The sequence below is a fragment of the Mycobacterium sp. NGS15 genome (genome assembly GCF_059813245.1).
This window is the reverse complement of the sequence record NZ_JCALEF010000007.1, coordinates 101946-127210: the sequence shown is the minus strand read 5'-3', so window position 1 is coordinate 127210 and position 25265 is coordinate 101946. Positions and strand designations below refer to the sequence as shown.

The following is a 25265-nucleotide window of genomic DNA, read 5'->3' as shown; positions in this document are numbered from 1 at the left end:
GAACGGGAACATGCGAGTGGTTGACTGGCTCGCCTTGGAGCTGCGTCGCCACGATGTCGATGTTGTCTTCGGGGTCGACGGTGCGAACATCGAGGATCTCTACGACGCCGTGCACTACACACCCGGCATCGAAGCCGTCGTGGCCAAACACGAGTTCTCGGCGGGCACGATGGCCGACGGCTATGCGCGCGCTACGTCGCGGATGAGCGTGGTGGCCACGACATCCGGTGGCGGTGCTGTCAATCTTGTTCCTGCGCTTGCCGAATCATATGCGAGCGGGGTGCCGGTACTTGCGATCGTGGGCCAGCCGCCCCGCCCGTTGGAAGGACATGGCGCATTCCAGGATGGGAGTGGACGCGCAGGCAGCATGGATCTGCAGGCGGTCTTCCGCCCCATCTCGGGCTACTGCGCCCGAGTGGAGCACCCGGAAGAAATCGCCGAGGCGCTCGCCGGTGCCCTGGCCGTGGTTCGGGACGGCCTGCCCGCGGTGCTCTTGATACCTAAGGATGTTCAGCAGGCGAACCTGAGGGCCCTACCGCAGATGCAGGAGCGGCAGGTTCGGCCCGGGGCGGTGCCGGCCCAGCTCGCCGATTTCGCCGTGCATCTGGCCGATACGCCCGGGCGGATCTTGGTCGTGGCCGGGCCGGAGGTGGCGCGGCACGATGCCCGTAACGAGCTATCGGATCTCATCGATCGTCTCGACGCCTTTGTCGCACTGTCACCCGATGCCAAAGATGCTGTAGACGGCGAGGATCCGCGGCTGCTCGGTGTGATTGGAGTGATGGGACACCCTGCCGTTGAAAGGGTATTGCACCACGGTGTGACGTGTGTGTGTATCGGTACCACAATGCCCGTCATGACCCGTGGTGGCATTGACTTCGCCACGACACCGGTGCTCTCGATCGGCTCGGCGACTCCGCATATCGCATCGCGGCACCTGCAGACCGAGGACCTGTCATCGACATTGGCCCGACTCACCGCGGCCCTACCGGCGCGTGCGGAATCCCCGGACAGTGAAACGCTCTACGCACCAGCTCATCTCGAACCACCCGTACATGACGGCGACGGTGTCAGGTACCACGATGGCATGCACGTTCTCGACCGGGTGATTCCGGCGGAGGCCGATATCTTCGTCGACGCGGGCAACACCGGCGCCGCCGCGGTGCACTACCTGGGCGCCCGGCGCCGGGGACGTTACGTCGTCGCTCTCGGGATGGGGGGCATGGGGTATGCCTTCGGCGCCGGTATCGGCTGCGCGTTCGCGCGGGGAGGCCGCACCGTGGTGGTCGCGGGCGATGGCGCATTCTTCATGCACGGCATGGAGATTCACACTGCGATCGAACATCGGCTGCCGGTGACATTCGTCATCGTCAACAACAACGCGCACGCCATGTGTGTCACCCGCGAACAGCTGTATTACGGAGGGCGATACAGCTTCAACCGGTTCGCGCCCTCGCACATCGGGGCGGGGCTGGCAGCAATGTTCCCCGGTTTGATGTGCCGTTCGGCCGATACGGTGGCCGATTTCGAGGCCGCCATGAATGCGGCGATGGCCCACAGCGGTCCTTCCGTGGTGGAGGTCATCTGCTCTACCGACGAGATACCCCCGTTTGCCCCGTTCTTGTCATCCGAAATCGCTAAGGAGAAAACGCATGACCGACACGATTACCGAAACCACCAAGCCCGGCCTGAAAGCTTTGCCCGCGCTTAGCGATATCGCCGCCGACGCTGGTACCGACGACGCGCTGCCCGGGGTGCACCGCATCGAGACCTCACCACGCGAGAAGGCGACACCGGTCATCATGGACATGATGCGGTCGGTGTATCCACACGATCAGGTGTTCGGGCCGTTCTGCACCGTTCAAGAGTATGTGGACTGCCCGCCCGGCGAATTACATCGCTACCTCTCCGACACCCGTTGTCTGGAGGAATGGACCTACAGCCTGCGCGGTTTCGAGGAGACCGATGAGCCCGGGCTGTGGGTTGCACATGATCGCTTGGGTTCGGACACGCTGATATACACCCGCACCGAATCACATGCCGAATCCGGAACCGTCGACTATCACTGTGCCTGGGATCAGGGCGATCACTTGTGGATGGTCTACCTCATGAGGGTGGTCGACGCACAGGTCGTGCTCAACAAGCCGGGTTCCGTGGTGTTGTGGACCAACTGCCACCACCCCTTCTACGACGAGAATCCCTATCCGGAAACCGCTCCTCCGGAACGCAAGCCGTGGGTAGGGGACTTTTGGGACATGTTCGGCGCAGGCCACCTGTTGGAGCTGCTGAATCTCAAGGCCATTGCCGAGTACCGCCACAGCCATGGACTTCCGATTGTTCCGGAGTGGATGAAATGACCGTCAGCATCTTCGATATCTCCAGCTATCTTCCCGAGAACCGGGTCAGCGCAGACTATTTCGCGCAGTACGCCAAGGATGATGACCTGGCCGAGAACGTCATGTTCCGCAGCCCCGCCTACCGGCACCACGTGGCCGCCGATGAGTCCGCGGTGGACATGGCCGAGCGTGCGGTCGCGGGGCTGCGAGAACGGCACGGGGACAGCGTGCTGGACGAGGTGGACATCCTCCTGACGCATACCCAGTTGCCTGACCTGCCGTTCGTGGGTTGCGGTGGGGAGGTGGCGAACCGGCTGCAGATCCGCCCGGAGTGGATTCTGGATGTGCACAACGGCGGCTGCGTGTCGTTCGTTCTGATGCTCAAGCTTGTGCAGCAGATGATCGCCTCGTCGAGCGCCCGGTCGGCTCTCATCGTGAACATGCAGAATGCCGCGGGCCAGATCTTCGTGCAGGAGCAGGTGCGTTCCGCCGCGCAGGCCTCGATACCGGGAGACGGTGCCACCGCGGCACTGATTACCCGCGACGGGGGTTCGCCGGTCCTGAGCATCGAGACGCGGAACTTCGGAGAGTTCGCGGGGGACATGACCTACGCGGTGACACCTCATCGCAAGTACTGGGAGGCCGGACCGGGGCAGGGCAGGGTGGCATTCACCGAGCACAAGATCAGCAAGGTGCTAGCCCGTGGCAACCGGATGGTGCCCGAGGTGGCGCTGGCTGTCTGTGATCGAATCGGGGTTCCGTCAACGGATCTCGATGCACTGGTGACCAACCAGCCCAACCGGATCTTTCTGCGGAACTGGCGAGATGCCCTGCAGCTGCCCCGGGAAAAGCACCCCGATACGTTTGATGAGTGCGGCAACCTGTTCGGGGTCGGCATTCCGCACACGCTCGATCAGGCGGTCTCCGATGGGCAGGTCAAGGCCGGCGACACCGTGATGCTGGCGGGATTCGCACATGCCGGCGACTACGCGGCCGCGGCGGCCGTGCGGTGGGGCGGGAGAGGCCTGTGACGATCAGTCCGCTCCGACTGGCGCTGAACGAAAACCCTTATCGTCCACTGCCATCGGTGCGCGATGCGCTCAGACATGACATCGCGGAGGTGAATCGGTACCCCGAGTTTCTGCCCGTGGTGCTCCCGAGGTTGATCGCCGAGCGGGTGGGTATGACACCGGAGGAAGTGGTGGTGGGTGTTGGGGCCACCGGGGTTGCGCTGCAGGTGCTGCAGGCGTTGTGCCAGCCGGGCGATTCCTTGGTCTTCGCGCATCCGACATTCGACGGCTACCCGATACTGGCCGATATCGCCGGGATGATCCAGGTGCCGATCCCGCTGGCGGACAACGGGATGACCGATCTCGATGAGCTACTGGGAGCGGCGTATGACGCCGATGCCGCCGCCGTGGTGCTGTGCCGACCGCATAACCCGACCGGAACGCTGATACCTGCCGAGCAGGTCTATGAGTTTGTCGGCCAGGCACCGCCGACCAGTGTTGTGATACTCGATGAGGCCTATATCGAATTCGTGGATCCCGATGCGCATCTGGATATTCCGCGTCTGATCGCGGCGCATCCGAATCTGGTTGTGCTGCGTACTTTCTCCAAGGCGTATGGGTTGGCCGGCCTGCGCATCGGCTACGGGCTGGCCGCTCCCGCGGTCTGTGGTGTCATCCGCCGCTACCAGCTCCCGTTCGGCATGAACCGCGCGGCAGCAGTCGCGGTAGCGGCATCCTACGCGGCCGAAGAAGAGCTGCGCCTGCGGGTGGATTCGATTGTCTACGAACGTGATCGGCTCCGAGAACGGCTTGCTCAGATGGGTGCGCATACCCCGGAATCTCACGCCAACTTCGTCTATCTCCCGGCGCGCGGCGATGGAGAGCCCTGGATGTCCATCCTGGGAACCGGTGATGTCGTCGCCAAGGAGTACCCCGACGGCGGCGTCCGACTCACCGTCGGTGATCCGCGTGAGATGGCGATTGTCGCGCGACGGCTACTGGAGGTAGACGAGATGGGCGAAGGCGCAGCACCCCAGATGAGTAGGCCTGCGTCATAGACTGGTTGGCCGCGGCGATCCGTCCCCCCGATTGCCGGCCCCGAAACGGCAAGGACCGTCGCGGCCAACCCCAACGTCTCAGAACGCGTAGCGGTGGTACTGCGCCATGTATCGCAGTGTCGGCGACAGTGACATTGCCTTCGCCAGAAGCCGATACGCGGTCTTGGTCTGTCGGAATGTCTCCGAATCGAATGGCGACTCCCAGTCGAGCAGTTGTAGCTTGGGTATCGCACCAATGAGGTCTTCGGGACCGTCGATGCCCCAATACAGCGTGGCGCCGGAGCGTCGGACCACCGCATTCGACCACTGTGTCTTGATGCCGAACCTGTTGAACGCGTCGAATTGCAGCTCCCCGTAGGGAAAGTGATCAACGATCCGGCGAAACAGTGCGATGCCGTCGGCCTCTGTCAGGTACATGGTCAGGCCTTCGCCTATGGCCAGCACCGGGCGGTCGCCCCGAATGTCGGCAAGCCACGCCGGATCGGTCACCGATGCGGAAACCACATGGTAGTTGTCGTGTGTGGGGTAGAGCTGGCTGCGCAGTGTGGCCACATCGGGGTAATCGACGTCGTACCACTCGATCCCCGGACCGGGGTTCAGCCGGAAGAAGCGGCCGTCGAGACCGCACCCCAGATGCAGTACGACGGCCTCGGGGTATCTGGACAGAAAGGCGCGAGCCCAGTTGTCGAAATGCGCGGAGCGAGTCGTTACGGCGGGGGACCTGCCTGCGGTGATGGTCGTCTTGGACCAGTCGTAGTCAATGCGGTTGGCGATGTCGCGGGCCAGCCGGTCCCCGAGGATCGGCGTGGGCAGATCGGCATCCAGCGCCTTGGCGTAGAACGTCGCCAGCATGGTCTGCGGTGCTCCACTGAGGTCAACATGAATCTTCTCGGGCTGGCTCATGAGGCCGACGCTACTGCGGATTCGGTGGCGCGCAGAGGAGTCTGAACAGTCCCCGGCGTGGTGTTCAGCGCCGCCTCTCTAGGCTGAACGTCATGCAACGGATCATCGGTACTGAGGTTGAATACGGCATTTCGTCACCCACGGACCCCGCCGCCAACCCGATCCTCACCTCCACACAGGCGGTGCTGGCATACGCCGCGGCCTCGGGGATCCAGCGGGCCAAGCGCACCCGCTGGGATTATGAGGTGGAGTCGCCGCTGCGCGACGCCCGCGGCTTCGACCTGGGGCGCACCACCGGTCCGGCGCCCATCGTCGACGCCGACGAGGTAGGGGCGGCCAACATGATCCTCACCAACGGCGCTCGCCTGTACGTCGATCATGCGCACCCGGAGTACTCGGCGCCCGAATGCACCAACCCCTTGGACGCCGTCATCTGGGACAAAGCCGGTGAGCGCGTGATGGAGGCCGCTGCGCGACACGTCGCCAGCGTGCCCGGTGCGGCCCGGCTGCAGCTCTACAAAAACAACATTGATGGCAAGGGTGCCTCCTATGGCACCCACGAGAACTACTTGATGGACCGACAGACACCGTTCTCGGCGATCATCACCGGCCTCACCCCGTTCTTCGTATCGCGCCAGGTTGTCACGGGCTCCGGTCGCGTGGGCATCGGGCCGTCCGGTGACGACTCGGGTTTCCAGTTGTCGCAGCGTGCCGACTACATCGAGGTTGAGGTCGGTCTGGAGACCACCCTTAAGCGGGGCATCATCAACACGCGCGACGAGCCGCATGCCGACGCCGACAAATATCGGCGGCTACACGTCATCATCGGGGACGCGAACCTCGCCGAGACGTCGACATTCCTGAAGGTGGGCACCACCGCCCTGGTACTCGACCTGATCGAATCCGGGGCCGACCTGTCGGACCTGGCCCTGGCGCGGCCCGTGTACGCGGTGCACGTGATCAGCCGCGATCCGTCGCTGCGGGCCACCGTGGCACTCGCGGACGGCCGGGAGCTCACGGCGCTTGCGCTGCAGCGCATTTACCTGGAACGGGTGGCCGAACTTGTCGCGTCCCGCGATCCGGATCCGCAGGCCGACCACGTGCTGCAGGTGTGGGCCAAGGTTCTCGACCTGTTGGAACGCGATCCGATGGAATGCGCCGACTTGCTGGACTGGCCCGCCAAGCTGCGACTGTTGGAGGGCTTCCGGCAGCGCGAGAACCTCAGCTGGTCGGCGCCGCGCCTGCACCTGGTCGATCTGCAGTACTCCGATGTGCGCCTCGACAAGGGCCTCTACAACCGACTGGTCGCCCGCGGCTCCATGCAGCGGATGGTCACCGAGCAGCAGGTGCTGGACGCGGTGACCCGGCCTCCATCGGATACCCGCGCCTACTTCCGTGGCGAGTGCCTGCGCCGTTTCGGTGCCGATATCGCCGCCGCCAGCTGGGACTCGGTGATCTTTGACCTGGGCGGGGATTCGCTTGTCAGGATTCCAACGCTGGAGCCGCTGCGCGGCAGCAAGAGCCACGTAGGCTCGCTGCTGGACTCGGTCGATTCGGCTGCTGAACTGGTCGATCAGCTCACCACGTAACGCGATCGGCGACGCACGCCAGCGAAACGTCACGTCGTCGGCGCTGCCCGGTAGGCTAAACAAGACCGACCTAGCAGTCAGGAGGCAGCGATGGCGCAGGAGCAGACCAAGCGCGGTGGTGGCGGTGACGAGGACGATGTCACCGACCTGGGAGGACCGGCCGGGCAGGAGCGCCGCGAAAAGCTGGCGGAGGACACCGACGATCTGCTCGACGAGATCGATGACGTGCTGGAAGAGAACGCCGAGGACTTCGTGCGGGCGTACGTCCAAAAGGGTGGCCAGTGATCTGGCGCGATGACTCGATCACGCCCCAGCAGTTCACCCGGCACTCGCACCTTTCGTCGTTCTCCGAGTACCTGAGGATTCAGGCCCCGGAGTTGCTTCCGGCGGTCGGAAAGGCGTCAAGCGAAGTGATCGCGAACCTGCCGCACGGCACCACCATCGTGGCGCTCACGTACCGCGGTGGAGTCCTGATCGCCGGTGATCGGCGCGCTACCCAGGGCAACTACATCGCCAACCGCGATATCGACAAGGTGCAGATCACCGACAACTACTCCGCGACCGGTATCGCCGGAACTGCCGCCATTGCCGTCGAATTCGCGCGGTTGTACGCCGTCGAACTGGAGCATTACGAGAAGCTCGAAGGTGTGCCGCTGACCTTCAACGGCAAGGCCAATCGGCTCTCGGCGCTGGTGCGCGGCAATCTCGCGGCGGCCATGCAGGGTCTGGTGGCGGTGCCGCTGTTGGTGGGCTACGACATCGACGACCCCAACGGTGAAACCGCTGGGCGCATCGTGTCTTTCGATGTGGCCGGTGGCTGGCACGTGGAGAGCGACGGCTACCAGGCGGTGGGTTCGGGCTCGATGTTCGCCAAGTCCTCGATCAAGAAGCTGTACAAGCCTGGTGGCGACGCGCTGGGTGCCCTGGCGGTGGCTGTGGAATCGCTCTACGACGCCGCCGAGGACGATTCGGCAACGGGCGGACCGGATTTGGTGCGCCGGGTGTTCCCGACGGCGGTTCGGATCGATTCCGGGGGAGCGGTCCGGGTGCCCGAGGCGGATATCGAATGGATCGCGCGCGAGGTCATCGAGAAGCGGACCGAAGCGGCACATGCCGAATCGGAATTGCGTGAATCGGGAGGTAAGTCATGACCTTTCCGTACTATGCGTCGGTCGAGCAGCTCATGCGCGACCGTTCGGAGCTGGCGCGCAAGGGAATCAGCCGCGGTCGTTCGGTCGTGGCGCTCACCTACGCCGACGGAGTGTTGTTTGTCGCCGAGAACCCGTCCAACTCGTTGCAGAAGGTCAGCGAGGTATACGACCGGGTGGGTTTCGCCGCTGTCGGAAAGTTCAATGAGTTCGACCGATTGCGCCGCGGCGGTATTCAGTGGGCCGATATGCGCGGCTATGCCTATGACCGCCGCGATGTGAGTGGACGTCAGCTGGCCAATATCTACGCCGAGGCGCTCGGCACCATCTTCAACGAGCAGGCCAAGCCGTACGAGGTGGAATTGTGTGTCGGCGAGGTGGCGCACCAGGGCCGGGACACCGACCCGGTGCTGTACCGGATCACCTATGACGGGTCGATCGCCGATGAGCCGCACTGGGTGGTCATGGGCGGGAACACCGAGCCGGTGATCAACTCGCTCAAGGAGAGCTACGCCGAGGGGACCACGCTCAAGGACGCGGTGGGTTTCGCGGTGAAGGCGCTGCAGGCCGGGGCCGGTGCAGCCAATGGCAGCTCCGAGGGCCGGGTGCTCGGCGGCCTGGAAGTCGCGGTGCTGGAGCAGAGTCGTCCGCGCCGGGCGTTCCGGCGGATCAAGGGCGCAGCCCTGGAGGCGCTTCTGCCCGAGGACTTCGCACCAGGGCAGACCGAGGGTGGGGGAGATCCCGCGCCCGAGTCCGGTGATTCCAAGCACACCAAGGATCCCAAAGGCTCCAAGGGCTCCAAAGACCCCAAGGACAGTTAGCTCGCCCGGTTTCGGCTCGGCAATGGCCGGAACGACGTCCCGGAAGTTATCCACAGCCTGAAATCGGCGAAACCGCGCGCGCATGTTGGCGGTCCTACCTGGTATCGAAACCGTATTCCCCCAGGTAGGAGTAGCAATGTCCATCAAAGATCAGGACACGTATATCGATCTCGCGACGCTGCGGCTCGCAGACGGTACTTGTGAGGCGCTGGCCACCCGCTGTGAGCTGCTGCGGAGCTCATTTGCGGGGGTGCTCGCGCGCCTGGACACATTCGCGCCGGTCAGCCACGCCATCTTTGGCGACTGCGAAGAAGGCCGAGGGTGGGGCCGGGTCGTACAGGACACGGTCCGGGCGCCGACGGGATCTCTGGCCGCCGTCCTCGAGCAGCACCGAACGGCGCTCACTGAGTTCGCCGAGACCTTCCGGCGCATCGGTGATGCCTACCTGGAAACCGACAGATGCTCCGCCCAGCGTTCCCGGACGTCGGCGCGATGAGCGGCACCGTACGGCCCGATGAATGGCATGGCGACAAGTGGAGCCACGAATCAATCATGGACTTGCAGGCGCGGATGGCGCCCGAGGGTATCCAGCGTATCGCCGACGAATGGAAAAGTACTCTAGGGGAACTTGATTCGCTGTTCGCAACCTTTCTGGAGGATGTGGCCGCGATGATCGATGAGAGTTGGAGCGGCCCCGGGGCGCAGGCAGCACTGGGCACTATGCGGGCGTACGTCGAAAACTCGGGTGTTGCGTTGCGGCGTGCGTCCACGCTGTCCGCTGGCCTGGAGGTGCTGGCAGGGGCGACAAGTGAACTGCAACAGAAGATCGCGTCCCCGCCCGCCGGCGCCCCGGCCGGACGGATGGGCGTGGACCTTGGTTGGGCGACGCCGGTCGCCGAGAACCTCGACCTCTGGGAGCAGGCGTTGGCTCAGGTGCGCACCATGTATAGCGGCCCGGCGGTGCAGGCCGGTAATGCGGTTGCCGAGCTGATCGGCCCTCGGGAACGGCTCCGGTTCGGATCCGGCGCCGACGCGGACGCGGACGCGGTGCCCGACCGGCTGGCGGATGAGCAGGCCGAGCGGGCCGGGGAATTCCTGGCACGGTGGGGCCCGGAGTCGAACCCGCAGTCGGCGGTGCCCCCGGCCAACGGCGGTATGCCGCTGCAGACGCCTCTCACGGTGGCGGGAATGCCGGGTAACCCATTCCGGGACAGAGATTTCGGGGTGGGAACGTCCTCCGGATCGGAGGCGGACGAGTCTGGCGAGGACGACGTCTATGCGGGCCAGAACTGGATGCGCGATCCGCTCTGGCGCGAGAACCCAACCCGCAGTGCTGGGTTCGAAACGGCGACACCGACGGGCCGACAGCCACTTTCTCCCGACCGGATGCCGGCGTTCGGTGCGGCACCCACGGTGGCCAATGGCAGCGGTATTGGCGCGGGGGCGGCGACACGGGCGTGGGGCGCGATGATGCCGATGATGGGTGCCTATCCGGCGCACGCAAACCAGCGGCGCGGTGACGAAAACGAGCACTACAGCCCGAGGTATCTCGTGAACGGCGACAACACACGAGAGCTGCTGGGGGAGTTGCCCAAGGGTGCCGCTCCGGTCATCGGGTTATGGGAGGTCGATGCCACCGACGACGATTTCGGACCGCCGCCGCGGCATGGGTTTCGTTCGCGCTGAGTCGGACCCTTGAAGGGCGGGGTTTGCGCCGGTATCAATACCGGGTGCCTTCGACGACCTCTGCTGATTGCTGCTGTTGCCTGACGCCATCCCACCGCGCCTAGTCACAGAAAGCCGTCTGCATAGTGTCCGTATTCGTTGACATCGTTCCCCCGGAAGAATCGCCCGCTGAATCGACGGAAGCCACTGCGCGCCCGTCGCAATGGCGCCGGCGGCTGACCAGTGCCGCGTTGCCGCTGTTGTCGGTGGTCGCCTTCGTCGGCATCTGGCAGCTGGCTGCCGCAAGCGGTATCTGGAACCAGACCTTCGTGCCGTATCCGAGCACCGTCTGGAACGCATTCATCGAGGTCTCCACCAACCACGACGGCGTCCATGGGTACGGCGGCTATCTACTGGCCGAGCACCTGTATATGACGTTGCGCCGCTTGCTTTTCGGTGTTGTCATCGGTGTCACCGGTGGCGTGCTGTTGGGCCTGGTCATGGGGTCGGTCGGCTGGGTGCGCAGTGTCCTGGAACCCTGGCTGACCTTCCTGCGCACGCTGCCTCCGCTGGCCTACTTCTTCCTGTTGGTCATCTGGCTGGGTATCGACGAGGCCCCCAAGATCACCCTGCTGGCGTTGGCGGCGCTGCCGCCCGCCGCAGTCGCCACCACGGCAGCCGTGGTCGCGGCACCGGTAGGGCTGGTGGAGGCCGCCCGCGCCCTGGGCGCCACCCGCTGGCAGGTGGTCCGCGACGTCGTCATCCCCTCGGCGCTGCCCGAGACATTCACCGGAGTGCGCCTCGCGGTGGGTATGGCCTATTCCTCGGTGGTCGCCGCCGAATTGTTCAACGGCATACCCGGCATCGGCGGCCTGGTGAAAGACGCCAGTAACTACAACAACACTCCGGTGGTGCTCGTCGGAATCTTCTCGATCGGGATCTCGGGACTGGTGATCGACGGGGCATTGCGCGCCGTGGAACGCCGTGCGGTGCCGTGGAGGGGAAAGGTATGAGACCGGGCCGAATCGCGGCAGCGCTGCTGGTGGCGATCGGGGTGTTGTCCGGATGCGCCATCGACCACTCCGGCCTGCAGGACGGCAAGCCGACCATCCGGATCGGCTATCAGAACTTCCCCAGCGGCGACCTTGTGGTCAAGCAAAATCGTTGGCTGGAAACGGCTTTGCCCGAATACAACATCAAGTGGACACGATTCGACTCGGGCGCCGACGTGAACACCGCATTCATCGCCCGGGAATTGGATTTCGGATCCCTGGGTTCGAGTCCTTTCGCACGAGGATTGTCGGCTCCGTTGAACATCCCCTACCGCGTGGCGTTCGTCCTGGATGTCGCGGGGGACAACGAGGCCCTGGTGGCCAGCAATCGCAGCGGCGTCACGACGATCGCCGGTCTCAAGGGCAAGCGGGTGGGTACCCCGTTCGCCTCCACCGCGCATTACAGCCTGTTGGCCGCATTGGCTCAGAATGGACTGTCGGCCAAGGATGTCCAGCTGGTGGACCTGCAGCCGCAGGCCGCGCTGGCCGCCTTCGATCGTGGCGATGTGGATGCCGTCTACACCTGGTTGCCCACGGTGGACCAGGTGCGCAAGAACGGCAGAGACCTCATCACCAGCCGACAGCTGGCCCAGGGGAGCAAGCCCACCCTGGACCTCGCCGCGGTGGCCAATGCCTTCGCCGACGCACACCCGGAGATTGTCGATGTGTGGCGCCAGCAGCAGGCGCGGGCGCTGAGACTCATCCACGACGACCCAAGCACCGCCGCCAAGGCGATCGCCGCGGAGAACGGGCTCAGCCCGCAGGAGGTGGCCGGCCAGCTCAAGCAGGGCATCTACCTCGCTCCCGGCGAGATCGCCTCGCCGAAATGGCTTGGTGAGGACGGAAAGCCGGGCCATATCGCCGTGGATCTGCAGAGCGCGTCGCAGTTCCTGGCCGAGCAGAAGCAGATCCCCACTGCGGCGCCGCTTTCGACGTTCGAGAATGCCGTCTACACGAAGGGTCTGCCCGGTGTCATTAGTCGATAATGTGGAAACCGCTGCCGAGGAACGGAATAGCGGGTCGATACAGATCAGCGGTGTCACGCACCGGTACGGCAGCGGTGCAACCAGGACGACGGCATTGGGACCGGTGGACCTGACCGTCGATCCCGGGACTTTTCTCGTGCTGGTCGGGGCCTCGGGCTGCGGTAAGAGCACCCTGCTGCGGCTCCTGGCTGGATTCGAGTTGCCGAGCGAAGGGGCCGTACAGGTGGCAGGCGACGCACCCACGCCCGGCATCACCTCGGGGGTCGTGTTCCAGCAGCCGCGCCTGTTTCCCTGGCGCACGGTCGGGGGAAATGTCGAGTTGGCCCTGAAATATGCGAAGGTGCCCCGCGAGCGATGGGTGCAGCGCCGTGACCAGCTGCTGGCCCGCGTTGGTCTGGAAGGCACTGCGGGGCGGCGTATCTGGGAGATCAGTGGCGGTCAACAGCAGCGAGTGGCGATCGCCCGCGCCCTCGCGGCGGAGACTCCGCTGTTTCTGCTCGACGAGCCTTTCGCGGCGCTCGACGCACTCACCCGAGAACGCCTCCAAGAGGATGTACGTCAGGTCAGTGCCGAGTCGGGCCGCACCACGGTGTTTGTCACACACAGCGCCGACGAAGCCGCGTTCCTCGGATCGCGCATCGTGGTGCTGACCCGCCGTCCAGGGCAAGTGGCACTGGATATCCCGGTGAACCTGCCCAGAACCGGTATCGACCCCGACGATCTGCGCCGGTCACCCGAGTACTCCGAACTGCGCACCGAGGTGGGCAAGGCCGTGAAAGCCGCGGCCGCCTAGCCCTTGTGTGGGTGCTCGCGCAGGAGCGCCGCGGCCTCGGTCTGATATGTGTGCTCTGCCCATTGCAGCGGTGTCGACCCGAAGCGGGTATCGGTCATCGTGCGATCGGCCCCTGCCTCCAGAAGGCGGCGGATCAGCACCAGGTCACCGGCCCAGGCCGCCTGGTGCAGCGGCGTCGCACCCTCTTCGTCGCGGGCATTGACGTCGGTGGGGAAGGAGACCGGCACGAGAGTGGCTCCCGCGGTATCGATTCCGTTCCGTGCGAGCAGCTCCAGACGGTCGGCGAACCCGTGCTTGGCGGCCCAGTCGACCTGCCGCCGCCACATCTGCTCGCGGGTCTCCATGGCCTCGCCCAGGCGACGCTCCCAAGGGCTGGGGCCGGCATTGGCCAGCCCATGGGAGAACAGCAACTCCAGATGCGAATCGTCGGGACGGAACATCCTGTTGTAGAGGGCCTGCTGGTCCGCCGGGTGTGCACCCCGCTGCAGCAGCACGGTGGCCAGCGCATCGGCGAAGGGGTGGCGGGGCTGACGTCCGGGACCCTGCTCTCCCTCGCCCAACACTCCCGTCAACACGGTGAACGGGGTGGACAGCCCACGCCATAGATATCCCGAGTTGGGGTCGGCGCCGCCATCGAGAAGAAGCTGCGCCGCGGCCACCGTGTCGTCCACGGTGCGGCCCAGCGGTGCCCGCCCGTAGCACAGGTACATCAGCGGAGGCCAGTCGTACGGACCACCGCTCGTGCTCGCCAGTGCCGGTTGCGCCGCCAGATGATGCGCGAGCGCGACCGGGTGGGCGGCGGAGGCGGCGGCCCACACATGCCGATCCACCAGCGCGGGATCGGCGGCCACCAGATCGGCCGCTGCCTGCCAGCGCGGAGGCTCGTCGTCCTCGTCATACCGCAACGAGGCGAGGGCGCAGAACCGGTCGGCGGTGTCCAGGCCCGGTTCATGGACTGCGCTCGGATCGGTGCTGAGTCCGGCGGCAAGCTCGACGTAGCGCGCCAGTGCGGGCCAGCCGGTGAATCCGTAGCGGCGGGCCATGGTCAGCTGCGCATCGTGCAGCGCGAATTGCTCACCCGCCAAGGCGATATCGGGGCGTGGGTGGTACTGACGCACCGTGTCGATGGCCGCGGGGTCCGCGGCTCGCACCGCACGCTGAAGTGTGCGCGCATCATCGCGGACGTGATCCAGTGACGGATTGGTGGGAAGGGCGCTGGCCATGACGGCCTCCTCTCGTGAACCCGATGTCCGCGGGACCAGGTGTGAGAAGAGGTCGGGTAAACCACGTCAACGAAGGCAGGGAGGCTGAGCCTCTTCGGGCGGACACCGGGCGCTCCTGCACGCCCGGCGTCCACATTACCGCGCTAGAGGGTGGGGCGCCGGTGTGCCCACGGCTCGGTCGCTTCGAGCTGAGCGGCCAGCCGGATGAGCAGAGATTCGCCGCCCAGTGGCGCGACGAACTGCACGCCGAGCGGCAGGCCCTCCGGTGTCTGATACAACGGCAAGGAAATTGCCGGGCGGCCAGTGAGATTCGCCAACTGGGTGTAGGGGACCCAGCCGAGGTTGTCGTTGATCATGCTGTCGACGATGTTCGCGTACTTGAGCAGGCGGGCCGTCTTGGTGCGCAGCAAGAGATCGGATACCGCCGCCAGCGGCGCCGGGAGATTGAACTCGCCGATCCGCGGCGGGGCCTTGGCGAGCGTGGGCGTGAGCAGGAGGTCGTAGTCGCCGAAGAAGGTGGCCAGGTCCCGCACATAGTTGTGTCGGCGCTCCACGGCCGCAACGTAATCGGGACCGCTGGTGGCCCGGCCCAGAGCGGCGATGAGCAAGGTGTCGCGTTCGAACCCCTCGTCGCCTGCTCCCGTGAGCCGCTTGGTGTCGTCCACCTCGTAAGCCGCATGCACGAACCAGGTCAGCAGGAAATCGCGGGCGAGCTGCCCGTCGTCGTAGGGGGCGCTCACCTCTTCCACCTCGTGGCCCAGGTGAGTCAGGATGCGCACGGTGGCCTCGACCGCGGCCACCGCGGCAGGATCGGGATTCGGGGTGATGACGGTGGGGATGCGCACCCCGATTCGCAGCTTGCCGGGATCCCGGCCCACCTGCGAGGCATACGAATCCTCGGGCATCGCGGGCAGATACGGTGACGTGGGCTCGGGTCCGGCGATGATGTCGAGCATCGCGGCGGTATCGCGGACGGTTCGTGACACGGTGCCGCTGACCGCCGCACCGTGCATGGGCTCGCCGGCCCCCGGCCCCATCGGGGTGATACCGCGACCGGGTTTGAGGCCCACCAGGCCACAGCACCCCGCGGGAATACGGATCGACCCGCCCCCGTCGCTGGCGCCTGCCACCGGCACGATCCCCGCGGCCACGGCGGCCGCGGAACCGCCCGAGGACCCGCCCGGGGTGCGGTTCAGATCCCACGGATTACGGCTTGGCCCAAAGAGTTCCGGCTCGGTGATGCCCTTCGAGCCGAACTCGGGGGTGTTGGTCTTGCCGAAGATGACGAGACCGGCGTCGAGCCAGCGCTGCACGATGGTGGAGTGTTCCGGCGCGGGGCGTGTGGACAACGCCCGGCACCCTGCCGACGTCGGGTGTCCCTTGTAGTCCTGGCCGAGGTCTTTGATGAGAAAAGGCACTCCGGCGAACGGTCCGGTCAGTTCCCCGGCGACCTGCTGATCGGCCTCGGGGATGGTCCGGACGATGGCGCTGATGTCATCGTTGACCGCTACGGACCGGGCGCGGGCCGCGGCCAGCAGCTCGGCAGGGGTGACCTGCTTGGTGGCGACCAGCTCGGCCAGGCCGGTGGCGTCGTGTCGGGAGTATTCGGAGAAATCCACCCGGCCAGCCTATGCGGCTTCAGGCGATCAGGCGTTGGCCTTCTTCAGCACATCGTTATAGATGGCGACGATCTTCTCGGTCTGCAGCGACTGCCGCGGCGCGTCCTGGTGCGCGGCGACAATCTCGGTCATCTGCCGCAGCTTGCCGCGGTCATCGGCCAGTGCGCGGATGGCCGCCGCGATTGCCTCGACGGACTCGTTCTCTGTCACGAGGCCAGCGCCGTCGGGCACCGACTCGCCAAGGATTTCGTCGCAGAAGATAACCGGGGTCGACATCGAAATAGCTTCCAGCAGAACCAGTCCCTGAGTGTCGAAACCATAGGACGTGAACAACAGAGCGCTACTGGCTCCCATCGCCGCCAGGCAGCTGTCCTGGCTGACGCGGCCGCGCAGCCGGATCCGGTTGGAGGCTCCGTGGGAATCGACGTACTTCTTGATGGCGTGTTCGAGGTGACCGTCGCCGTAGATGTCCATGACACAGTTCTTGACCTGAGTGGCTGCCTTCACGGCCTCCAGCACCCGCTTTTCGGGGGACAGGCGTCCGCACCAGATCAGCCGCAGCGGCTCCTCGTCGGTCGGCTTGTCGTCCGCGGCTTCGCGAGCGATGTCCACCAGCTCGTCGTCGACGCCGTTGGAGACCACCGAGATGGGCCGGCGCAGACCGCGGTCGGTGAGTGCCTGGGCGAAGTGCGTCGTCGGGGTGATCTCGTGGTCCACGGCCTGTGCCTGAGCCATCATCAGCTGCCATGCCCGCCGCGATGCGGCGGACTCCTGCACCGTCGTCAGGTGGAAATCCCTGGGCAGGTGGCGCTCCTGCATTTGACTGAAGATCCACGCCAGCAGCAGGGGATTGGGGCTGGCCTTCTCGAAGTACACGTCGTACCGGGTGTGCTTGGTCTGCACCACCGGGATGCCATTGCGGCGGGCGGCTTCCACGCCGGCGATGCAGACGCCCAGGTCGCCCTGGCTATGGATGATGTCGATGGGTCCGCGGGCGCGAAGCTCCCTGTCGATCAACTCCTTGTTCGCCGCTCCGGGCCATACGAAGGTGAAGTCGTCGTGTTTGCCGAGCTTGCGCATCGCCTCCGCCACGAAAGGCACGGGCTTGACCTCGACGACGTTCGGATCCGGGTCGACGGTGTGGGCCAGTGGTGCGGTGAACACCGTCACCTTGTGCCCCAGCCGCTCGAGGCCGTGACGCTGCCGGGCCACCGAGATCTGCGCCCCACCCAGGCTCTCGGGATGAAGATCGGTGAACAGCGCAATATGCATCGTCGAAACCTTGTCGTTGTGTGCCAATACGGCGTGCGGAAACCGGGCCCAACCCGCACCGAACCGTATCGGATCGTCGGTCGTGCTGCTGAGATACCCAGACAGAAGGTTCTGAGAAAGGCCAGCCTCCCCGCTCCCGATGGCCTCACACAGTAGGCTCGATAGTGTGCAGCGTCGAATTATGGGGATCGAGACCGAGTTCGGCGTCACGTGCACATTTCACGGCCACCGGCGCCTGAGCCCGGACGAAGTGGCCCGCTATCTGTTCCGTCGCGTGGTGTCCTGGGGCCGCAGTTCCAACGTCTTCCTGCGTAATGGCGCACGGCTCTACCTCGATGTGGGCAGCCACCCCGAGTACGCCACCGCCGAATGCGACAGCCTGGTCCAGCTGGTCACCCATGATCGTGCCGGTGAGCGCGTCCTGGAGGACCTGCTCATCGACGCCGAGCAGCGCCTGTCCGATGAGGGCATCGGCGGCGACATCTACCTGTTCAAGAACAACACAGACTCCGCGGGCAACTCGTACGGCTGCCACGAGAACTACCTCATCGTGCGGGCGGGGGAGTTCTCCCGGATTTCCGATGTGTTGCTGCCATTCCTGGTGACCCGCCAGCTGATCTGTGGCGCGGGCAAGATACTGCAAACGCCCAAGGCGGCGACCTTCTGCTTGTCGCAACGCGCCGAACACATTTGGGAAGGCGTGTCCTCGGCGACGACGCGTAGCCGTCCCATCATCAACACCCGCGACGAGCCGCATGCGGACGCCGAGAAGTACCGGCGACTGCACGTCATCGTCGGCGACTCCAACATGTCCGAGGCGACCACCATGCTCAAGGTGGGTACCGCGGCACTGGTGCTGGAGATGATCGAAAGTGGCGTCGCCTTCCGGGACTTCTCGCTGGATAACCCGATCCGCGCCATCCGTGAGGTCAGCCATGACCTCACCGGCCGTCGCCCCGTCCGGCTCGCCGGGGGACGTCAGGCCAGCGCGCTGGACATCCAACGCGAGTACCACGCCCGCGCGGTCGAGCATCTGAACACCCGCGAACCAAACGCACAGGTTGAGCAGGTTGTGGAACTGTGGGGTCGCACATTGGATGCCGTTGAGGGCCAGGACTTCTCGAAGGTTGACACCGAGATCGACTGGGTGATCAAGCGCAAACTGTTCCAGCGCTACCAGGACCGCTACAACATGGAGCTGTCCGACCCGAAGATCGCCCAGCTGGATCTTGCCTATCACGACATCAAGCGCGGCCGGGGCGTGTTCGACCTGCTGCAGCGCAAGGGATTGGCCGCGCGTGTCACCACCGACGAGGAGATCAAGGCCGCCGTCGACCAGCCGCCGCAGACCACCCGCGCCAAGCTGCGCGGAGATTTCATCACCGCCGCTCAGGAGGCCGGCCGAGATTTCACCGTGGACTGGGTACACCTCAAGCTCAATGACCAGGCGCAGCGCACGGTGTTGTGTAAGGACCCGTTCCGGTCCGTCGACGAGCGGGTGGAACGGCTCATCGCCAGCATGTAGCGATCCCTTCGATCTCGGGGCTTCCCGTCGCACTTCGAACAAACTTTCGCAACACCCCCTAAAGTGCTGGCAGGAAACGCGCCGTCGTCCTCTAAGCTTGCCGCCGTGGCGGTCTCCAAAGTCGAGCGGTTGATGAACCTGGTGATCTGTCTGCTGTCCACCCGCACCTATGTCACCGCAGAACGCATCCGTACCTCGGTGGCCGGTTATTCGGACTCGCCGAGCGACGAGGCCTTCAGCCGGATGTTCGAGCGCGACAAAAACGAACTGCGCGATCTGGGCATCCCGCTGGAGACGGGGAAGGTGTCGTCCTTCGACGCCACCGAGGGATATCGCATCCGCCGCGACGCCTACGAGCTACCTGATATCACCCTCACCGCCGACGAGTCCGCGGCTGTCGCGGTAGCCACCCAGCTGTGGCAGTCGCCGGAGCTGGTCACCGCCGCGCAGGGCGCGCTGATGAAGCTGCGCGCCGCGGGGGTGGACGTGGACCCGGCCGCCGAGAACGTCTCGGTGGTGGGCTCCACGACAAACTTAGCCATGCCAGGCGGCCGCGGATCGGAATCCGTACTGCGAATCTTGCTCTCCGCCATCGACTCCGGTCAGTCTGTGCAGTTCGGGCACCGGCCGTCGCGCGCCGAGCCCTACGTCACGCGCACCGTCGAGCCATGGGGCGTGATCACCGACCGCGGCCGCTGGTACCTCGTCGGCCATGATCGGGATCGGAACGCGACCCGCACTTTCCGGCTCTCCCGCATCGGGGAGGACGTCACGATGCTCGACAAACCGGGGACGGTACGGCGCCCCGAAGGGGTGGACCTGCGCGCCATCGTGGCTAGGGCCGTCGGCGACGGCCCGGTGCGGATCACCGCGCGGGTGTGGATCGCCGAAGGACGCGCCCAGGAGCTGCGCCGGATGGGTGCTGTCGTCGAACCACGACGGCTGGGGGAGCGCGATGGCGATGTGGTCGAAATCGAGGTGGCCTCACCCGACCGGCTGGTTCGCTCGATTGCTTCCCACGGTGCCGATGCAGTCGCGTTGGAGCCGGCGCAGGTGCGCGAAGAAGTCATCGCTCGTCTTCAGGAGCATGCGGAGGATGAACCGCTTGCGCGAAGAGGATCTCATGGAGTCACGGCATGACCGAACTGTCGAATCGCCTGACGCGGTTACTGAACATGGTTCCGTACTTCCAGGCCAATCCGGGTATCAGTGCCGCCGAAGCCGCAGCCGATCTCGGTGTCACCACCAAACAGTTGATGGCCGATCTGAACCAGCTGTGGATGTGCGGTCTGCCCGGTTATGGTCCCGGCGATCTGATCGATCTCTCCTTCTCCGAGGAGAGCATCGAGGTCACGTTCTCGGCCGGTATCGACCGCCCGCTGCGTCTCACTTCGCCGGAGGCGACGGCATTGCTGGTCGCCCTGCGTGCGCTGCTGGACATGCCCGGCACTGTCGACCCGGAGGCCGCGCGCAGCGCTATCGCCAAAATCGAGGACGCTGTCGGGGCCGTCGACGAAACCCCCGCCGGCGGGACATACCCCCCGCTCTCCGACGCGGTCGAGTCCGCGGCGGTGTCCGCCGTACGCTCGGCGGTGCGCAAGGGCAAGGCATTGCGCATCGAGTACTACTCGGCATCGCGAGATGCGTTGTCGGAGCGGATTGTCGACCCCGTACGCATCGCGGTGGTAGGAGATCACAGCTACCTGGAGGCCTGGTGTCGCGCATCGGAGGGCGTGCGGTTGTTCCGGTTCGACAGGATTGAACAGGCCGAGGTTCTCGACCAGCGCGCGGCGCCCCCCGCACCCGCGGTCCAGACGGCCACCGACACCGGTTTGTTCGAGGCGGACCCCTCGCTTCCCGCGGCAACGGTGCTGGTCGGTCCGAGCGCATCCTGGGTCTTCGATTACTTCCCGATGCGTCCCTCCGGTGTCCAGCATGCCGATGGGTCGGTGGAGGCCGCCATGACCTACGCCTCCGAGGACTGGATGGCGCGACTGGTCCTCGGTTTCGGTTCAGCGATCCGAGTGCTGGCACCGGAGTCGTTGGCGCGGCGGGTACGCGCTGATGCGGCGGCGGCGCTGACGGCCTATCAGGCAAGCTGACCGCAATCGGCCCTGGGGTAGCATTCAGGGCATACACGACGTCTGGAGGTGACCACATTGGGCGGTCTACAACCCATGCACTGGGTAATCGTAATCGTCGTATTCGCGCTGCTCTTCGGGGCGAAGAAGCTGCCCGACCTCGCGCGTTCGCTGGGTAAGTCGCTGCGGATCTTCAAGTCGGAAGTCAAAGAACTGCAAAACGAGGGAAATGCTGCGAAGGCGTCCGACGCTCCACAAGCCGTGGAGCAGCAGCAAGTGCCTCCTGCTACCGCGGTGGAAGCGCCGCCGATCGAATCGACTCCCGGTCACAAGCCCACTGCCTAGCCGCGTTCCGCCGCGATAGGCCGGCCGGATAGGTCATGCGTTCATGAATAAGGTCCTGGGTGCTCTCGGGCTGCGCCGACAATCCAGACAACCCAAGAATGCCGACGGCACGATGTCGCTCGTCGAGCATCTGCAGGAGCTGCGCACACGCCTACTGATCTCGGTGGCGGCCGTGCTGCTGACCACCATCATCGGTTTCATCTGGTACGAGCACACGATGTTCGGTCTGGAAAGTCTCGGTGAATGGCTGCGCGAACCGTACTGCTCGCTGCCGCCGAGCGCCCGAGCCAATCTCAGTGCCGACGGCGCCTGCCGCCTCTTGGCCACCGCGCCCTTTGAGCAGTTCATGCTGCGCCTCAAGGTTGGGCTGACGGCCGGTGTGGTGCTGGCCTGCCCGGTGTGGCTGTATCAAATCTGGCGTTTCATCACCCCGGGCCTGTACCGCAACGAACGCAAGTTCGGTGTCATCTTCGTGACCGCGGCGGCCGTGCTGTTCGTCACCGGCGCGTTCCTGGCCTATCTGGTGCTGGCCAAGGCCCTGCACTTCCTCCTGACAGTGGGCAGCGATGTTCAGGTCACCGGGCTCAAGGGTGACGAGTACTTCAGCTTCCTGATCAATCTGCTGCTGGTATTCGGTGTCAGTTTCGAATTCCCGCTGCTGCTCATCATGCTGAATTTCGTCGGGATGCTGCCCTACGCCAAGCTCAAGAATTGGCGGCGCGGCATCATCTTCGGCCTGTTCGTCTTCGCGGCCTTTGCGACGCCGGGAGCCGATCCGTTCTCGATGACGGCGCTGGGCCTTGCCTTGACACTGCTGCTGGAGTTCTCCATCCAGGTCGCTCGTGTGCACGACAAACGCAAAGCCAGGCGGGAGGCCGCACAGGAGCTCAGTGATGACGAGGCCTCCGCATTGGACGCGCCCGAGGCCATCACCGCGCCCGAACCGATCGGTCCTCCCGAGCGGTTTGACAACATGGGCAAGTGACCAGCATCGGAACCGAACTTAGTGCGTTTTCCCAAGGGCTGAGTTTCGCTCTCGATCCGTTCCAGGTGCGCGCGTGTACCGCGCTGGAGAGCGGCCACGGCGTGCTGGTCTGTGCGCCTACCGGCGCGGGCAAGACCATCGTCGGAGAATTCGCGGTACACCTGGCCCTGGCGGCCGGCCGCAAATGCTTCTACACCACCCCTATCAAGGCACTGAGTAATCAGAAGTACAACGACCTGGTGTCGGTGTACGGGCCGGAGAGAGTCGGCCTACTGACCGGAGATTCGTCGGTCAACTCCGATGCCCCGGTGGTGGTGATGACCACCGAGGTGCTGCGAAACATGCTGTACGCGGATTCTCCTGCACTGCATGGTCTTTCGTACGTCGTGATGGATGAGGTGCACTTCCTGGCCGACCGATTCCGCGGTGCGGTCTGGGAAGAGGTGATCCTGCATCTGCCCGAGGATGTTGCCTTGGCCAGTTTGTCGGCCACGGTGAGCAACGCCGAGGAATTCGGGGGCTGGATTAAGACGGTCCGCGGAGACACCACCGTGGTGGTCGATGAGACCCGGCCGGTTCCCTTGTGGCAGCACGTCATAGTCGGGCGGCGGCTGTTCGACCTGTTCGAGGGCGATGAGCCTCTTGGGCGAAGAGCATCGGGTGGGGCCGGTAATCCATCTCAGGTCGATCCGGAGCTCACGCGCTACATAGCCCAGCGGCGCCAGGCCGATCGCTTTGCCGACTTCGACCGCCCACGCCGACGGCCACATCAGGGAGGGCCGAACCAGGGTTCGGGGAGACCTCCCACCCTCTACCGCCCGCCGTCGCGACCCGAAGTCATCACCCGGCTCGACGAGGACGGGCTGCTTCCGGCGATCACGTTCATCTTTTCGCGCGCCGGATGTGATGGTGCTGTGGCTCAATGCCTGCGGTCCCGGTTGCGTCTGACCACCGAGGAAGAACGGCGGGAGATCGTCGCCGTCATCGACCGCCGCACCGAAGGGCTGCCCGAGGGCGACTTGGAGGTGCTCGGGTACTGGCAGTGGCGCGAGGGGCTGCTGCGCGGTATTGCCGCTCACCATGCAGGCATGCTGCCGGTGTTCCGGCACACCGTCGAGGAGCTGTTTACCAAGGGGCTCGTGAAGGCGGTATTCGCCACCGAGACACTGGCATTGGGTATCAATATGCCCGCGCGCACGGTGGTGCTGGAGCGGTTGGTGAAGTTCAACGGGGAGCAGCACGCGTCATTGACTCCCGGGGAGTACACCCAGTTGACGGGGCGTGCCGGCCGGCGCGGAATCGACGTCGAGGGGCACGCCGTCGTGTTGTGGACGCCCGAGGTGGAGCCCAGCGAGATCGCGGGACTGGCCTCCACACGCACCTTTCCGTTACGCAGTTCCTTTGCGCCGTCGTACAACATGACGATCAATCTGGTGCACCGCATGGGCCCCGATCCGGCGCGTGAACTACTGGAGAGATCCTTCGCGCAGTTCCAGGCGGACCGCTCGGTGGTGGGATTGGTGCGCGGTATCGAACGTGGTCAGAAAATGCTGGATGAGATCGCCAATGAGCTTGACGGACACGATGGTTCGGTCCTGCAGTACGTCCGATTGCGCGGTAACCTGACCGAGCGCGAGCGTGCCGCCGCGCGCGCATCACGGCTCGAACGTCGCGGTGCGGCCAACGATGCCCTGGCCGCGCTCAAGCGGGGTGATGTCATCGCGATCCCACATGGCCGCCGCAATGGCGTGGCCGTCGTGCTGGAACCGGCCAACGACGACGACGATCCTCGTCCTTTGGTTTTGACCGAACACCGTTGGGCCGGCCGGATTTCGTCGGCGGACTACTCGGCAGGCGCCGAACCGCTCGGATCCATCGCGCTGCCCAAGCGTGTCGAGCATCGTCAGCCCAAGGTGCGACGTGATGTGGCCGCGGCCCTGCGATCAGCGCTGGACGACGGCCGGGTACGCAGGCCGCAAACCGTGAAGGGCCGTAAGAACGGTACGGAGGCCGGCGGCTCAGATCTCGGAGCCGAGGTCGAACGGTTGCGTCATGAAATCCGGCAGCATCCGGTGCATCGCGTCCCCAACCGCGAGGAGCTGGCACGGACTGCAGAGCGCTATCTGCGCATCGAACGCGATAACGCTCAACTGCAGAAGAAGGTGTCCGCGGCTACCAATTCACTCGCGCGCACTTTTGACCGCATCCTGGCGCTGCTGACCGAACGCGGATATGTCGAGGACAGCGCCGAGCTCGGTATGAAGGTCACCGAGGACGGCATGCTGCTGGCCCGTATCTACAGCGAAAGCGATCTGCTGGTGGCCGAATGTCTGCGGCGCGGGCTGTGGGCGGGGCTCAAACCCCCGGAACTGGCGGCCGTGGCATCCGCCGTGCTGTATGAGTCGCGAGGTGACGCGGTGTCGGTGACGGGCGAGGCGCCAACGGCCGCGCTGCGGGCGGCACTCGCCGAGACCCACCGGGCTTTGGCCTGGCTGCGCCGCGACGAACAGCAGCACCAGCTCTCGCCCACACGCGAGATCGATGAGGGCTTCGTCACGGCGGTGTACCGATGGGCGACCACCGGAGATCTGGCGGCATCGCTGGAGGCGGCCGGAGATACGGGGACCGCGCTGCCGGCAGGTGATTTCGTGCGGTGGTGCCGGCAAGTGGTTGATCTGCTCGACCAAATCAACAAGGCTGCACCGGACACCGCGGTGCGCTCGGTGGCGAGGGCCGCGGTCGCCGACGTGCGGCGTGGCGTCGTCGCCGTTGATGGCACATAAGGTCGAGCAAACGCTAAGGTGGAGCGTCAGCACGCTTTCACATCGGTAACCAACACCGGTAAGTAACAATG

23 protein-coding genes are annotated in these 25265 nt (G+C 65.3%); 19 read left to right on the top strand and 4 right to left on the bottom strand.

What is annotated here, in order from left to right; translation table 11 throughout:
• The first annotated feature begins 10 nt into the window (after window positions 1-10).
• The 4 genes from AC5Y5C_RS21485 to AC5Y5C_RS21470 are packed head-to-tail and all read left to right on the top strand — an operon-like array spanning window position 11 to window position 4404.
• Window positions 11-1711 carry a thiamine pyrophosphate-binding protein gene (locus AC5Y5C_RS21485; RefSeq protein ID WP_499976311.1) on the top strand — a complete coding sequence of 567 codons (1701 nt, stop codon included), beginning with the start codon at window positions 11-13 and terminating at the stop codon, window positions 1709-1711.
• On the top strand, window positions 1698-2357 hold the full coding sequence (locus AC5Y5C_RS21480) for an SRPBCC family protein (RefSeq protein WP_499976751.1): 660 nt from the start codon (window positions 1698-1700) through the stop codon (window positions 2355-2357). The genes AC5Y5C_RS21485 and AC5Y5C_RS21480 overlap by 14 nt, the downstream gene beginning before the upstream one ends.
• A complete protein-coding gene (locus AC5Y5C_RS21475) occupies window positions 2354-3367 on the top strand; it encodes a 3-oxoacyl-ACP synthase III family protein (protein WP_499976310.1) in 1014 nt (337 codons plus the stop codon). The genes AC5Y5C_RS21480 and AC5Y5C_RS21475 overlap by 4 nt, the downstream gene beginning before the upstream one ends.
• A complete protein-coding gene (locus AC5Y5C_RS21470) occupies window positions 3346-4404 on the top strand; it encodes an aminotransferase class I/II-fold pyridoxal phosphate-dependent enzyme (protein ID WP_499976308.1) in 1059 nt (352 codons plus the stop codon). The genes AC5Y5C_RS21475 and AC5Y5C_RS21470 overlap by 22 nt, the downstream gene beginning before the upstream one ends.
• 78 nt (window positions 4405-4482) lie before the next feature.
• Here the strand turns inward: AC5Y5C_RS21470 and AC5Y5C_RS21465 are convergent, their stop codons facing one another.
• Window positions 4483-5307, bottom strand: coding sequence for a class I SAM-dependent methyltransferase (locus tag AC5Y5C_RS21465; protein ID WP_499976307.1), 825 nt, complete (start codon window positions 5305-5307; stop codon window positions 4483-4485).
• Between the two features lie 92 nt (window positions 5308-5399).
• On the opposite strand from AC5Y5C_RS21465, the gene dop reads away from it, so the two are divergent.
• The 9 genes from dop to AC5Y5C_RS21420 all read left to right on the top strand — a co-directional run bounded on the left by dop (window position 5400) and on the right by AC5Y5C_RS21420 (window position 13361).
• Complete coding sequence (gene dop / locus AC5Y5C_RS21460) at window positions 5400-6896, top strand: depupylase/deamidase Dop (protein ID WP_499976305.1); 1497 nt, start codon at window positions 5400-5402, stop codon at window positions 6894-6896.
• Between the two features lie 90 nt (window positions 6897-6986).
• Window positions 6987-7181: a ubiquitin-like protein Pup gene (locus tag AC5Y5C_RS21455; protein WP_030095612.1), complete on the top strand. Its 195-nt coding sequence runs from the start codon at window positions 6987-6989 to the stop codon at window positions 7179-7181.
• The gene (gene prcB, locus AC5Y5C_RS21450; protein ID WP_499976302.1) at window positions 7178-8047 is read left to right on the top strand and encodes a proteasome subunit beta; all 870 of its coding nucleotides are present in this window, start codon (window positions 7178-7180) and stop codon (window positions 8045-8047) included. Before AC5Y5C_RS21455 ends, prcB begins: the two co-directional genes overlap by 4 nt.
• The gene (gene prcA / locus AC5Y5C_RS21445; protein WP_499976301.1) at window positions 8044-8865 is read left to right on the top strand and encodes a proteasome subunit alpha; all 822 of its coding nucleotides are present in this window, start codon (window positions 8044-8046) and stop codon (window positions 8863-8865) included. The genes prcB and prcA overlap by 4 nt, the downstream gene beginning before the upstream one ends.
• Before the next feature lie 136 nt (window positions 8866-9001).
• Window positions 9002-9361: a hypothetical protein gene (locus AC5Y5C_RS21440; RefSeq protein WP_499976299.1), complete on the top strand. Its 360-nt coding sequence runs from the start codon at window positions 9002-9004 to the stop codon at window positions 9359-9361.
• The gene (locus AC5Y5C_RS21435) at window positions 9358-10551 is read left to right on the top strand and encodes a hypothetical protein (RefSeq protein WP_499976298.1); all 1194 of its coding nucleotides are present in this window, start codon (window positions 9358-9360) and stop codon (window positions 10549-10551) included. Before AC5Y5C_RS21440 ends, AC5Y5C_RS21435 begins: the two co-directional genes overlap by 4 nt.
• A 125-nt stretch (window positions 10552-10676) precedes the next feature.
• Window positions 10677-11543: an ABC transporter permease gene (locus AC5Y5C_RS21430; protein ID WP_499976297.1), complete on the top strand. Its 867-nt coding sequence runs from the start codon at window positions 10677-10679 to the stop codon at window positions 11541-11543.
• On the top strand, window positions 11540-12568 hold the full coding sequence (locus AC5Y5C_RS21425) for a taurine ABC transporter substrate-binding protein (protein ID WP_499976296.1): 1029 nt from the start codon (window positions 11540-11542) through the stop codon (window positions 12566-12568). The genes AC5Y5C_RS21430 and AC5Y5C_RS21425 overlap by 4 nt, the downstream gene beginning before the upstream one ends.
• Window positions 12552-13361, top strand: a complete 810-nt coding sequence (locus AC5Y5C_RS21420; RefSeq protein ID WP_499976295.1) for an ABC transporter ATP-binding protein — start codon at window positions 12552-12554, stop codon at window positions 13359-13361. Before AC5Y5C_RS21425 ends, AC5Y5C_RS21420 begins: the two co-directional genes overlap by 17 nt.
• Here AC5Y5C_RS21420 and AC5Y5C_RS21415 read toward each other — a convergent pair.
• The 3 genes from AC5Y5C_RS21415 to AC5Y5C_RS21405 all read right to left on the bottom strand — a co-directional run bounded on the left by AC5Y5C_RS21415 (window position 13358) and on the right by AC5Y5C_RS21405 (window position 17475).
• Entirely contained in the window at window positions 13358-14584 is a 1227-nt protein-coding gene (locus tag AC5Y5C_RS21415) for an ankyrin repeat domain-containing protein (RefSeq protein WP_499976293.1), read from the bottom strand. The two genes, AC5Y5C_RS21420 and AC5Y5C_RS21415, sit on opposite strands and share 4 nt — an antisense overlap.
• 143 nt (window positions 14585-14727) lie before the next feature.
• Window positions 14728-16203: an amidase gene (locus tag AC5Y5C_RS21410; RefSeq protein ID WP_499976292.1), complete on the bottom strand. Its 1476-nt coding sequence runs from the start codon at window positions 16201-16203 to the stop codon at window positions 14728-14730.
• Window positions 16204-16230: 27 nt separating this feature from the next.
• Complete coding sequence (locus tag AC5Y5C_RS21405; RefSeq protein WP_499976290.1) at window positions 16231-17475, bottom strand: glycosyltransferase; 1245 nt, start codon at window positions 17473-17475, stop codon at window positions 16231-16233.
• Between the two features lie 166 nt (window positions 17476-17641).
• Between AC5Y5C_RS21405 and pafA the strand changes: the two genes are divergently transcribed.
• The 6 genes from pafA (at window position 17642) to AC5Y5C_RS21375 (ending at window position 25194) form a co-directional block, all read left to right on the top strand.
• Complete coding sequence (pafA, locus tag AC5Y5C_RS21400) at window positions 17642-19000, top strand: Pup--protein ligase (protein WP_499976288.1); 1359 nt, start codon at window positions 17642-17644, stop codon at window positions 18998-19000.
• 105 nt (window positions 19001-19105) lie between these two features.
• On the top strand, window positions 19106-20140 hold the full coding sequence (locus AC5Y5C_RS21395; RefSeq protein ID WP_499976287.1) for a helix-turn-helix transcriptional regulator: 1035 nt from the start codon (window positions 19106-19108) through the stop codon (window positions 20138-20140).
• Window positions 20137-21102, top strand: a complete 966-nt coding sequence (locus AC5Y5C_RS21390; RefSeq protein ID WP_499976284.1) for a helix-turn-helix transcriptional regulator — start codon at window positions 20137-20139, stop codon at window positions 21100-21102. The genes AC5Y5C_RS21395 and AC5Y5C_RS21390 overlap by 4 nt, the downstream gene beginning before the upstream one ends.
• 57 nt (window positions 21103-21159) lie before the next feature.
• Complete coding sequence (gene tatA / locus AC5Y5C_RS21385) at window positions 21160-21426, top strand: Sec-independent protein translocase subunit TatA (RefSeq protein ID WP_499976750.1); 267 nt, start codon at window positions 21160-21162, stop codon at window positions 21424-21426.
• 112 nt (window positions 21427-21538) lie between these two features.
• Window positions 21539-22411 carry a twin-arginine translocase subunit TatC gene (tatC, locus tag AC5Y5C_RS21380; RefSeq protein ID WP_499976748.1) on the top strand — a complete coding sequence of 291 codons (873 nt, stop codon included), beginning with the start codon at window positions 21539-21541 and terminating at the stop codon, window positions 22409-22411.
• Window positions 22408-25194, top strand: a complete 2787-nt coding sequence (locus AC5Y5C_RS21375; RefSeq protein WP_499976282.1) for a DEAD/DEAH box helicase — start codon at window positions 22408-22410, stop codon at window positions 25192-25194. Before tatC ends, AC5Y5C_RS21375 begins: the two co-directional genes overlap by 4 nt.
• The last annotated feature ends 71 nt before the right edge of the window (window positions 25195-25265 follow it).

Coding starts and splice junctions, on each gene's coding strand:
- AC5Y5C_RS21465 (WP_499976307.1), bottom strand. CDS start 5,307: ATGAGCCAGCCCGAGAAGATTCATGTTGACCTCAGTGGAGCACCGCAG.
- dop (WP_499976305.1), top strand. CDS start 5,400: ATGCAACGGATCATCGGTACTGAGGTTGAATACGGCATTTCGTCACCC.
- AC5Y5C_RS21425 (WP_499976296.1), top strand. CDS start 11,540: ATGAGACCGGGCCGAATCGCGGCAGCGCTGCTGGTGGCGATCGGGGTG.
- AC5Y5C_RS21440 (WP_499976299.1), top strand. CDS start 9,002: ATGTCCATCAAAGATCAGGACACGTATATCGATCTCGCGACGCTGCGG.
- prcA (WP_499976301.1), top strand. CDS start 8,044: ATGACCTTTCCGTACTATGCGTCGGTCGAGCAGCTCATGCGCGACCGT.
- AC5Y5C_RS21390 (WP_499976284.1), top strand. CDS start 20,137: ATGACCGAACTGTCGAATCGCCTGACGCGGTTACTGAACATGGTTCCG.
- tatC (WP_499976748.1), top strand. CDS start 21,539: ATGTCGCTCGTCGAGCATCTGCAGGAGCTGCGCACACGCCTACTGATC.
- AC5Y5C_RS21475 (WP_499976310.1), top strand. CDS start 2,354: ATGACCGTCAGCATCTTCGATATCTCCAGCTATCTTCCCGAGAACCGG.
- AC5Y5C_RS21455 (WP_030095612.1), top strand. CDS start 6,987: ATGGCGCAGGAGCAGACCAAGCGCGGTGGTGGCGGTGACGAGGACGAT.
- AC5Y5C_RS21435 (WP_499976298.1), top strand. CDS start 9,358: ATGAGCGGCACCGTACGGCCCGATGAATGGCATGGCGACAAGTGGAGC.
- AC5Y5C_RS21405 (WP_499976290.1), bottom strand. CDS start 17,475: ATGCATATTGCGCTGTTCACCGATCTTCATCCCGAGAGCCTGGGTGGG.
- AC5Y5C_RS21415 (WP_499976293.1), bottom strand. CDS start 14,584: ATGGCCAGCGCCCTTCCCACCAATCCGTCACTGGATCACGTCCGCGAT.
- AC5Y5C_RS21485 (WP_499976311.1), top strand. CDS start 11: ATGCGAGTGGTTGACTGGCTCGCCTTGGAGCTGCGTCGCCACGATGTC.